This window comes from Arsukibacterium sp., from assembly GCF_041616895.1.
Lineage (GTDB): Bacteria > Pseudomonadota > Gammaproteobacteria > Enterobacterales > Alteromonadaceae > Alishewanella.
The window spans coordinates 1-10,756 of sequence record NZ_JBFJPY010000105.1; the positions used below are offsets into that span (position 1 = coordinate 1).

9 protein-coding genes are annotated in these 10,756 nt (G+C 48.2%); 7 read left to right on the forward strand and 2 right to left on the reverse strand.

All coding sequences use genetic code 11. The features are described from left to right. The 3 genes from ABY802_RS14205 to ABY802_RS14215 all read left to right on the forward strand — a co-directional run. Nucleotides 1-611, forward strand: a 611-nt coding sequence (locus ABY802_RS14205) for an MMPL family transporter (protein WP_372627783.1), incomplete at its 5' end; no start/stop codon positions are given. Nucleotides 612-710: 99 nt separating this feature from the next. Beyond that, the gene (locus tag ABY802_RS14210; RefSeq protein ID WP_372627784.1) at nt 711-3,365 is read left to right on the forward strand and encodes an ATP-binding protein; all 2,655 of its coding nucleotides are present in this window, start codon (nt 711-713) and stop codon (nt 3,363-3,365) included. A gap of 18 nt (nt 3,366-3,383) precedes the next feature. Next, nucleotides 3,384-4,220 carry an HDOD domain-containing protein gene (locus ABY802_RS14215; RefSeq protein WP_372627785.1) on the forward strand — a complete coding sequence of 279 codons (837 nt, stop codon included), beginning with the start codon at nt 3,384-3,386 and terminating at the stop codon, nt 4,218-4,220. Between the two features lie 38 nt (nt 4,221-4,258). Here ABY802_RS14215 and ABY802_RS14220 read toward each other — a convergent pair whose 3' ends face one another. Next, complete coding sequence (locus ABY802_RS14220; protein ID WP_372627786.1) at nt 4,259-5,164, reverse strand: recombination-associated protein RdgC; 906 nt, start codon at nt 5,162-5,164, stop codon at nt 4,259-4,261. A 45-nt stretch (nt 5,165-5,209) separates the two neighbouring features. Beyond that, entirely contained in the window at nt 5,210-6,958 is a 1,749-nt protein-coding gene (locus ABY802_RS14225; protein WP_372627787.1) for an ATP-binding protein, read from the reverse strand. A gap of 254 nt (nt 6,959-7,212) precedes the next feature. Here ABY802_RS14225 and ABY802_RS14230 point away from each other — a divergent pair, with 254 nt between their 5' ends. From ABY802_RS14230 to ABY802_RS14245, 4 genes are all read left to right on the forward strand, one after another. Then, complete coding sequence (locus ABY802_RS14230; RefSeq protein WP_372627788.1) at nt 7,213-7,578, forward strand: response regulator; 366 nt, start codon at nt 7,213-7,215, stop codon at nt 7,576-7,578. Beyond that, nucleotides 7,575-8,189, forward strand: a complete 615-nt coding sequence (locus tag ABY802_RS14235; RefSeq protein WP_372627789.1) for a chemotaxis protein — start codon at nt 7,575-7,577, stop codon at nt 8,187-8,189. The genes ABY802_RS14230 and ABY802_RS14235 overlap by 4 nt, the downstream gene beginning before the upstream one ends. Beyond that, entirely contained in the window at nt 8,189-9,157 is a 969-nt protein-coding gene (locus ABY802_RS14240) for a diguanylate cyclase (RefSeq protein ID WP_372627790.1), read from the forward strand. The genes ABY802_RS14235 and ABY802_RS14240 overlap by 1 nt, the downstream gene beginning before the upstream one ends. Nucleotides 9,158-9,412: 255 nt before the next feature. Then, a partial coding sequence (locus tag ABY802_RS14245) for an aspartate kinase (RefSeq protein WP_372627792.1) occupies nt 9,413-10,756 on the forward strand: 1,344 nt, incomplete at its 3' end.

Genomic DNA, 10,756 nt, shown 5'->3' on the forward strand with positions numbered 1-10,756 from the left:
ATCGTGAACAGCTGATGCAGCAACTGCATGCCGATTTACAAAGCGTTGGTCTGGCTGAACAAGACTATCAGCTGAGCAACCTGTTTGTACTGTATCAGGATATTTTGTCCCGTCTGTTTGACTCGCAGGTAACCACACTGGGTTTAGTGTATCTGGCGCTGGGTATGGTATTGCTGGCAATTTTTCGCTCTGTGAAAATTGCTTTAATTGCGCTGATACCGAATATTCTGACGACCTTAGGTATTGTCGGCCTGATTGGCTGGCTGAATATCCCGCTGGATCTGATGACGATCACCATTGCTGCCATAGCCATGGGCATTGCGGTGGATGATACCATTCACTTTGTGCATACTTATCTGCAGCATAGCGGGAATAATGCGATCAGTACTACGTTTAAACATACCGGAATGGCCATTGTATTTACGTCGGTGATCATCGCTGCCGGCTTTGCCGTGTTTGGTTTTTCGGATTTTCTGCCCAGTGTCTATTTCGGGGTGTTGACGGCGGCTGCCATGTTAATGGCACTGATAACTGACCTTACCATATTGCCTGCGCTGCTGGACCGATTTATCAGGAGCGACAATAGCCGCCAGCATAACACCGCCACCTGATTAGCAGACCTTTGTGTCAATATGCTTGTAGCCAGTCAGTTAGCTGGTTATGCTGTGGCTACCGACATTGTTAAAAGTGCAGATCAGGCTCGTGCAGTTATGAGGTTAAGAGAAACACTGGTTGCCTACATGTTGCCATTGCTGGTGCTACCGGTGCTATTGTTTGGCTATCTGTCTTATCAATACAGTCAGCGCTATATGCAGCAACAAACCTTCTATCAGGTACGTAGTGCGTTGGCCGCTCAGCAGCAGCAATTACATGATTTTATCAGTTCTCAGCAAACGCGACTGCAAATGCTGGCGCTTAACCTCGACTTACATAACTACCTGCAAACCAATGACAATGCCTTACTGGCACCTTTGCTCAGTTACTGGCAACGCTTTTCGGCAGAACACCCCAATATAGAGGCCATTAAGCTGGTACAGCTCAATGGCGAATATGCACTTCACCTGCCCGAGATCACCGATAACATTGCGGTACCTAACCGCTTTCGAAATGAGTACTTTTCACCGCTTCAAGCCATGATTGATGATCAGGGCTATTTCCTGGCGCTGTTACCCGGAAGCCGCGAGCGAAAATTGTATTTTGCCAAAAAGCTTTATCTCAGCTCTATTACCGAATCACGCCGCTTATGGGGCTATCTGGTAATTATGGTCAGCCCGGAGTTGCTGGAGACTATTGTTAACTCACCCTACACCAGTAACAGTGTCAATCTGCTGATCAGTAAAACGGCTAATATTGCTTATGCTGCTGATCCGGTGCTGATCAACAGCGCTTTTGCGCCAACTAATTTCAGGCAAATCCAGCAAAGTATTGCTGCCGACAGCCTGCAAAGTGTGTTGTTACTTGGCCAGTACCGTGAGTTATTGGGGGCACCTTTACCGGGTAATTATCAGTTGCTGTATGGGCTGGACCCCGCACAGCTGCACGGCCAACAACGTTGGTTGTCACGGGTACTAGTGCTGTTGATGATTCTGGTATGTCTGTTGCTGCCGTTGTTAGTGTATTGGTTATTAATTAAGCATATTTTTAGCCCGGTCAGACAGCTTACGGCAGCAAAAACAGCGGTCGGACGTGGTGATTTGTCGGTTTTGCTTGAAGTGAAAAAGCAGGATGAGCTTGGTGACATGTTCGCGGCTTTTAATGTGATGGTGCGCCAGTTGCGGGTGTACCGCGAGCGGGAGCGTGCTTATAAGCAGCAACTGGAAGACAAAGTACTGCGTCGAACTCAGGATCTGGCCCGTGCTAATGATGATTTGGCTGGGGCGAACCAAGAACTGATTTTAGCCCGCGAAACGGCTGAACAGGCTAACCGCTTAAAAAGCGTCTTTCTGGCAAATATGAGTCATGAGATCCGCACTCCGTTAACCGCGATTATTGGCTTTAGTGAGCAGGCATTGCAGGAAAACGACGCTGAAAAACGGCAAGACTATTTAAAACGGGTATTAAAAAGTGGTGACCATTTGCTTGGTCTGATTAACGATATTTTAGATTTATCGAAAATTGAGGCCGATAAACTTGAATTAGAGCGCGAACAATTTGATTGCCTGGCTGCTATTGATGATATTTATCAGCTGGCTTCGGAGCAGGCGCAAGGTAAAGGTTTAACATGCCAGCTGAAATGGCATTTCCCACTACCCAAATATCTGGTCAGCGATAGCCTGCGCTTTCGCCAGGTACTGCTTAACCTCAGCAGTAACGCGGTTAAATTTACGCAGAAAGGCAAAGTGGTGTTCCAGGTAAATTATGATCAGCTGGCCAGGCAGCTATCAATTAAAGTAAAAGATACTGGTATAGGCATGAATGAAGACGAGCTGGCCCGCATTTTCCGGCCCTTTGTCCAGGCAGATGCCACGGTGACCCGCCACTTCGGTGGGACCGGCCTGGGGTTGGTGATCTCGAAAAAGTTAATGGAGCAGATGGACGGCGATATTCAGGTTGAAAGTGTCAAAGGAATTGGCAGTTGCTTTGAAGTGATTTTACATTGTCAGCAGCAGGACATTGAGTTGGTTAACGATTTTCAACCTTCGCAAAAGCAAACATCGGGCAGTAGTGTGTTAGCCAGTGACAGTTCAATCCGGGTACTGGTAGCAGAGGATAATCCGGATAATCAGCTGCTGCTTAAACTATTATTAGAGAAAAGTAAGGTAACCGTGGTGGTGGTTGATAATGGCCACAAAGCGGTTGAACGGGCGTTACAAGATGATTTCGATCTGGTATTTATGGATATGCAAATGCCGCTAATGGGAGGCGAGGAAGCTACCCGGCTTATTCGGCATGCCGGGATAGAAGTGCCAATTATCGCCGTCACCGCCAACGTAATGAGCGAAGATGTTGAACGTTATAAACGAGCCGGCTGTCAGGCATTATTAGGAAAGCCGGTGGTCCAGAGTGAGTTTTTGGCGATCCTGAATCGTTTTGCTAACGTTCGTAAAAATACCGAAGATGAATGGTTGGTGCGGTTAGATCAGGATCCGCAAATGCAGGCATTAAAGCAGCAGTTTGGCTTGCAGTTGCCCGGATTGTTAGCAGAATTACAGCAGCACTTTCAAGCTGAAGACTGGGCGGCGCTGCGTTTTGCTGCCCACAGCCTCAAAGGCAGTGCTGGTAGCATGGGCTACCCAAATGTGACCCTGTTAGCAGGAGAGATAGAACAGGCAGTAACCAGAGAGCCTGCTGCCATCGCAGCGTTATTGCTTGAGTTAACGGATCACATTGCGCAACAGCCACAAAATAGCCAAATTGAGTATTAACCACTGGCGGGAGCCCTGATGAGTGCACAACGTGCTTTATTAATTATTCTGGATGAGAAAATACGCTCAGATCGACTGGTGTTGCCAACGTTACCCGATATTGCACTAAAGGTTCGTGAGCGTGCCGACGACCCACAAATCAGTTTACAGCAAATGGCTGATGTGATTAGTCAGGATCCCGCATTGTCAGCCAGAATGATCAAAGTGGCTAACAGTGCTTTTATGGGGCGTTCTATTCAGGTCAACAGTTTAAATCAGGCGGTAACCCGGATTGGCTTAAGCCAGATAAAGAATATTGCCATCGCGATGGCGATGGAGCAGTTGTTTGTATCTCAGCATAAGCAGGTTCAGCAGCAACTGGACAGATTGTGGCGCGACAGCGTGCAAACGGCCAGTGTGGCGGTAGCCTGTTTGCAGTTTTATAAAGCGCGTCAGCGTAATTGTAAGCTGAGTACTGACGTCATGGCGCTGGCAGCCCTGATCCATAACATAGGCGCCTTACCGGTGCTGATTGAAGCCGAGCGTCATCCTGAGGTTTTTGGCCATCCGGCGTTTATGCAGGTATTAATTGATAAAATAGCGGCCGTAGTAGGTTTAAAAATTATTAAAAGCTGGGGTTTTGGTGAAGAGTTTATGCCGGTGGTCGAGCATTGGCGTAAGCCGCAAAGTGAACCGGTACCTGGCTATACAGACTTTATCCGGCTGGCAGCCATTAACCGTAACTACTATTTGCCGGAGCAGGCTCAGGCTCTGCTGGCTAACTACGTAGCGCAAGAGCTGGTGCCGGTGCCTGAGTTTATGCAGCAACCGGAAATTGCCGGTTGCTATCAGGATGTGCGGGCGCTGTTTCAATAGCGCCAGTGCAATGCCCCTAGTGGTTTGCTGGTCGCTAACTACTCGCTTTCTGCTGCCTGTAACCGAACGGCAATGGTCTGCAAAGCCTGGTTCAGACTGCTGCTCATTAGTAACAAATCAGCATCGAGTCGCAGGCTTAAATCTTCCCAGCCCATTTCTTCGTTCTGGCCGGTAAGCAGCTCATGGTATTTTATCCCTTTAATACTGCTATCATCACTAACATGCAGGCTCAACCCTTCAGGTTGCTGCAAGGCGATCTTCGTTACCAGCTTATCCTGCAGATGGCTCTGTACGTCGTCAGCGCTTAGCAGATGGTTGGTAAATTTGACTTTAGCACCTTCTTCATCCGGCGCTTTAAGTTCAGCGTCATTGCCCAGCACGAAGCCTTCTGGCAACGCCTGATTCTGTAGCCATAACTGCAAATGTGAGTTTAACTTATGGTTATCCAGCCAGGGTAGTGCCGGTAACGAGCCCAGGGCTTTGCGTAGCAGCGCCAGAATGTCTTCCGCTTTACCGGCGCCGCCGGTATTGATCACCAGCCAGTTATGCTCAGCATCGTAGTAGCCATGGGTCAGGGTAGAGCGGCTGAATGCCCGGGGCAGCAACGTCTGGATTAATTCTTCTTTTAAGCTTTGTTTTTCTTTACGACTCAGTGGCCGTCCCTGCTCAGCAGCCATGGCGTCAATTTTCGGTTGCAGCTCTTCGTTTATCACCGCCGCAGGTAATACTTTTTCCTGGCGTTTTACAGCAAATAACCAGCCTTGAGCCATCGGATGACAGTATTGTTTGATGCTGGCATGCAGCGGGAAGCTAAAACCGGTTTTAACTGCTTCCTGGCCGGTGCAAGGGGCAAACTTAAACTCAGCCAGGGCATTTTCCAGTTGCTGCGGATCAGTGCTTAGCGGGGCACTTAATTTGTAAACCCGGATATTTTTAAACCACATAAAAAACCTGTCCTTCTTTTAACAAGCTGGCGAGTATAACGCGGATCAGCTGTCAAGTTTCAGGTTTTTTGGAAAGCGAATATGGTAGTGTAAGCCCTGACCCGGCTCACTGCTTACCGTGATACTGCCGCCGAGGGTCTGGCGTACCAGGTTGTACGTAATATGCGTACCCAGGCCACTACCACCCTGTTCGCGTTTAGTGGTAAAGAACGGATGAAACAGTTTCTCCAGCTGCTCTGGAGCTAAGCCTTTGCCATTATCAGTGAAGCGGATATCAACATTGTCGTCCTCGTCCAGCACGGTGATCCGGATCAGACCCTCTTTCATATTTTCAAAGCCGTGAATAAGTGAATTCATCAGTAAGTTGGTGAAAATCTGTGAAATCGCGCCTGCCGGACAGCGCAGGATAATGTTGTCAGGACAGTTTACTTCTATCTGATGCTGGGTCTTTTTAAAGTTAGGCTGCAAAGAGCGGATCACTTCATTAATGTACTCGGCCAGATTAATGGTGCGAATTGCTTCACTGGCCTGATCCACCGCAATTTGTTTAAAGCTGGCTATTAATTCAGATGCCCGGCTTAAGTTAGATTGCAATAAATCTGTGCCCTGTAGCGCTTCATTAATAAAGGCTTCCAGTGTTTTTGAAGTCAGTGATTTATCATTGAAGGCGTGTTGCAGGCTATTCAGCTTTTCGGCCAGAAAGCTGGTGGCTGTTACGCCGATGCCAACAGGGGTATTAACCTCGTGGGTAATGCCGGCTACCAGGCCACCCAATGCCGCCATTTTTTCTGACTGAACTAACCGATCCTGAGCCTGGTTTAAATGTTCAACCAGCTGCTCAAGCTCCGTTTGCTTGCTACGCAAAGCCTCTTCGGTATGGCGGCGGCGTTCAATTTCTTCGCGTAAACTTTGCTGCTTCAGTTCCAGTTCCTGTTTCTGTTGCTGCAAGTCCATCATTGCCTGACTAAGGCCTGAGGTTTTACGGGCAACTTCCTGCTCCAGTAGCAGGTTTTGCTGGTCCAGTTTTTCATTTGAGGTCAGCAATTGTTTCTGGGTATTGCCAAGCTGTGCTTTGTAGTCCTGAACCCGATTAATCAGCCTGTTGTAAGCATCAGCCATCAATGTCAGTTCAGAGGACTGGCTTTTATTAACATCAACCCGGGCGCCATCCAGCTGATCAAGCTCCAGATCTTCAATTTGCCGGCTAATATCGGCGAGCGGCTCGGTAAGTTGCTTGCGAAATGCCATTAAAAACAAAATAATCAGGAAGGTGGTTTTCAGCATGGCGTTGCCAATCAGAAAATAAATACCTACTTTGATCCGGTCAATAACCACCGCGCGGCTGGAAAACAGCGTGACATCGCCTACCTGGGTAGCCCTGCCAGAAAACTCAAAAATAAGCGGAAAGGTGTAACCGAAAATGCCAGATTGTTGCTCGGTTAAGCGCACACCCTCGCGCACTAACTGACTGCTGAACCGTTCTTTAACATCGATGTAGCGACCTAACTGAGTAATAACAGCACCACTGTCGTCCCTTACCACAATACCTTCTACCGCAGGTATAGAAAGCAATCCATCGGCGATAATAAGCGCTTGCGGGGTATTCAGCTCCCAGATTGCCCGGGTTAAGCTGCCTGAAAAAGTCTGCTGTAGCGTTTCTAAGTCACTGTTAATCAGATTTTTTGTGTTGTAGTACTCTGCCACAATCTGCGCGAGAGTAACAATTAACGTCAGAATAAAATAGACTGACAACACCTTGGTAAGCAGGTTGCGGGACAGGCTTTTTTGCTGCATGCAATAACCTTTTTTTCACCGGATAATATAATACTTGGTCTGCCCTACCTTAACGAATAAAGCTGCCTTTTAAAATAGCTGGTGCTAAATAAGTGCAATAGCACCGCTGAGCATGCCGCAACGGGTTAAGCTGCCTATGATCCAAGCAGGTAAAAGCTGAGCTAATTATTGGCTTGATATTGCATTCTTACGGCCATCTGTATATATTTTTTAACCAACAGATGCATTTTTCCAACTTTAAACAGGCAGTACTGATGGCTTTAACCGCGTTAATTTGTGACGATTCTTTACTTGCACGTAACCAAATGAAAAAATCCCTGCCCGTTGCATTTGATGCCGAGATAGTAACGGCTACCAATGGTATGGAAGCACTAGCCGTATTGCGCAGCCGGGAAATCGGCGTGGTGTTCCTGGATTTGACAATGCCTGAATTAGATGGTGTTGGCGTACTGGAAGCGATTAAAGCAGAAAAAATGGATGTTTTTGTGATTGTTGTCTCTGCTGATATTCAGCCGGAAATGCAAAAACGGGTAATGGATCTCGGAGCACTGGCATTTATTCAGAAGCCGGTAAATACCGATAAACTCAGCGCAGTGATGCGACAATATGGCTTGATATGACGGACTTGAGTTTTACTGAAGAGCAACGCGACTGCTTACAAGAGCTAATTAATGTGGCGATGGGACTGGCCAGCGACAAACTGGCACGGTTTCTTAATACTTTTGTCCATTTGCAGGTGCCAGCGATTGGTTTAGTGAATGCTGCAGAAATTCCTGAACAGTTTCGTGGCCAGTATCAGGGCCAGAACAGCTCGATGATCAGTCTGGGGTTTTTTGGTGATGGCGGTCTGCGGGGTGAAACTATCCTGTTGTATCAGCTGGATAATGTCGGCAGAATTGCCGCGTTATTAGGTTATGACGATGACGCGGCCAGTGAAGCTGAAATGCTGACCGATATCAGTTCAATTTTAACCACAACCTTTTTAAATGGGCTGGCAGAACAACTGGACAACAGTTTCTCTTACGCGGCACCGCGGATAATATCGTCACGCGATAATGACTTTATCAGTAAGCTGGAACAAACGGCGTTTCACTGGCAATTGGCGTTAAAAGTAGATATTCGTTACGAGCTTATCGATCACAGTTTCGACTGTAACATGATTTTGTTGATCCCAGGTGAGGCCGTACTGAAACTAAAAACGATTCTGGACAATGTGCTGGCGGAATTCTAATGAATATTGACTGGCTGTCCGGTCCTTTACTGCAACAGCTCAACAGCGGGGTCATATTACTCAATGCCCAGCTGCACATTGTTTATATTAACCCTTATATTTGCCGACGGGCGGATATCCAGCTGGAAGCGATTCAGGGTAAAGACATTTTCAGTGTGTTTCCAGATGCACCCAAAGCATGGCTTAGTCGTAAGCTGAGCAGTGTGCTGAGTTTGCAAAGCCCGGCGTTCAGCTCATGGGAGCAGCGCCAGTATTTGTTTAAACTACCCCATCTGCGACCAGTCAGCAGTGCCAATCAGTATATGGCGCAAAACTGCAATATGTTACCACTGACCGAACCTGCCAGCGGTGAGCAATTTGTCTGCTTGCTGATTGAAGATGCTACCGATGCCTATGTTTATCAGAGCCAGTTGCAGCAAAGCAATTTGCAATTGCAGCAGGTAAACCGACTGGATGGTTTAACAGGGGTACTTAACCGGAATTACTGGCAGCAACAGCTGGAGATTGAAGTGCAGCGAGCGGGCCGGTATCAGCATCCGCTGTCATTACTGTTTTTCGATTTGGATAAATTTAAACGTCTGAATGATGATTATGGCCATCAGGCTGGCGATTTAGTATTAATTGAAGTGGCGAAGCTAATTGGCAGCTTATTGCGGGAAACCGATTTATTTGGGCGTTACGGCGGCGAAGAGTTTGCCATTATTCTACCCGATACGCCGCTGGACGGTGCTATTGAGGTGGCCAAACGTATTTGCCGGCGGGTTGCTGCCAGCCCGATTGAATACAAACAACAGCAGCTTATGACCAGTGTCAGTATTGGCGTAAGCCAGTTCAACAGCGCCAGTAGCGCCGATGATCTTATCCAGCAAGCCGATTTAGCCTTGTATCAAGCCAAGCGGAATGGTCGTAATCAGGTGGTAACGTATTATCCTGAGTTAATAAATTCCCTTAAAAAGGTAAAATCATGATGGCGGCTATTTTTTGTTTGACAGACGTCTACAAGTCTGTGCATAGTGCTTAACATGAAAATAAGAACAGCAGACCTCACCACCATTATTATTACCACCAGCCCTTCGGGGTAGGAGGTCGGCGGTGTGTTGTCTGTAAAAAGGCCCGTGACCTCAAATGTCACGGGTTTTTTTTTACACATTAGCAGGTAGTTACCTGGCCTTGGTCGGCAATAACAACATAACAATTAATTTGATGCGCAAGGAGTAAAAAAAATGAGAGTGCTAAAATTTGGCGGCTCGTCGCTGGCATCATTGCCACGCTTTGCCGAAGTTGGGCACATTGTGCAGCGTCAGGTCGCCAGCAGCCCGGTGTGCCTGGTGTTATCTGCCCCCCAGGGCGTCACTAATATGCTGGTAGAGTTGACCGACCTCGCTTATCTGGGTTCAGATTATCAGAAAGTGTTAACCGCGCTGACTGAACGTTATCAACAGCTGCTTAATGATGCCACGGCGTTATCTGCGTTGCAGGTGAGCGAAGTGCAAGCCTTATGGCAGCAGCAGTTAAAGCAACTGGCGCTGCATCTGCAGGGGATCAGCCTGCTAAGACATTGCCCGGATCATATTAAAGCGCAGATTCTGGGTTTGGGTGAGCAATTTAGTGTGGCGTTAATGACCGAATTGCTTCGCGCTGACAGCGTTAAGGCCGTTGCCCTGGACGCGGTGACACTGATTAAAAGTCAGGGTGATTATCTTAACGCCACGGCCGACATTGCGGGCTCTGAACGCACCCTGCAGCAGGCTATTGCCGGGCACGGCGCCTCGGTATACGTTATAGCCGGTTTTGTTTCCAGTAATAGCCAGGGTGAGCCCGCCTTGCTGGGTCGCAATGGTTCCGACTATTCTGCGGCAATTGTCGCGGCCAGTCTGCGGGCTGAAGCTTGCGAAATATGGACCGATGTCGATGGCGTGTACAGCGCCGATCCGCGACAGGTGAAGCAAACCCGTCTGATTGACCGCTTATCCTACGATGAGGCGATGGAGCTGTCCTATTTTGGCGCTAAGGTACTGCATCCAAAAACTATTGGTCCATTAGCGCGTTATCACATCCCTTGTTACATCAAAAATACCCTGAATCCGGCTGCACCCGGCACCTGCATTGATGTTAACGGCGATGGCGAAGCGCTGGTAAAGGGTATTTCGAGTCTGGAGCACCTGGCATTGTTTACGGTATCCGGGCCTGGGTTAAAAGGCGTAGTCGGTATGGCTAGCCGGGTGTTTGCCTCCATGGCCAGGGCGCAAATCTCGGTGAGTTTAATCACCCAGTCTTCCTCTGAGTTCAGTATCAGTTTTTGTGTATCGCAACTGCACCTGAACCGGGCGCAAAAAGCGCTGGAGCAGGAATTTGAGCTGGAATTGCAAACCGGTTTACTGCGCCCGGTCAGTATTCTGGCCGATATGGCGATTGTTAGTCTGGTGGGCGATGGTATGCGTCAGCATCGCGGCGTCGCAGCAAAGTTTTTTGCCTCGCTGGCCCAGGCCCGGGTTAACGTCGTGGCTATTGCGCAGGATAGTAGCGAGCGCTCTATCTCGGCGGTGGTTGAACAAACCGTTTGTAAA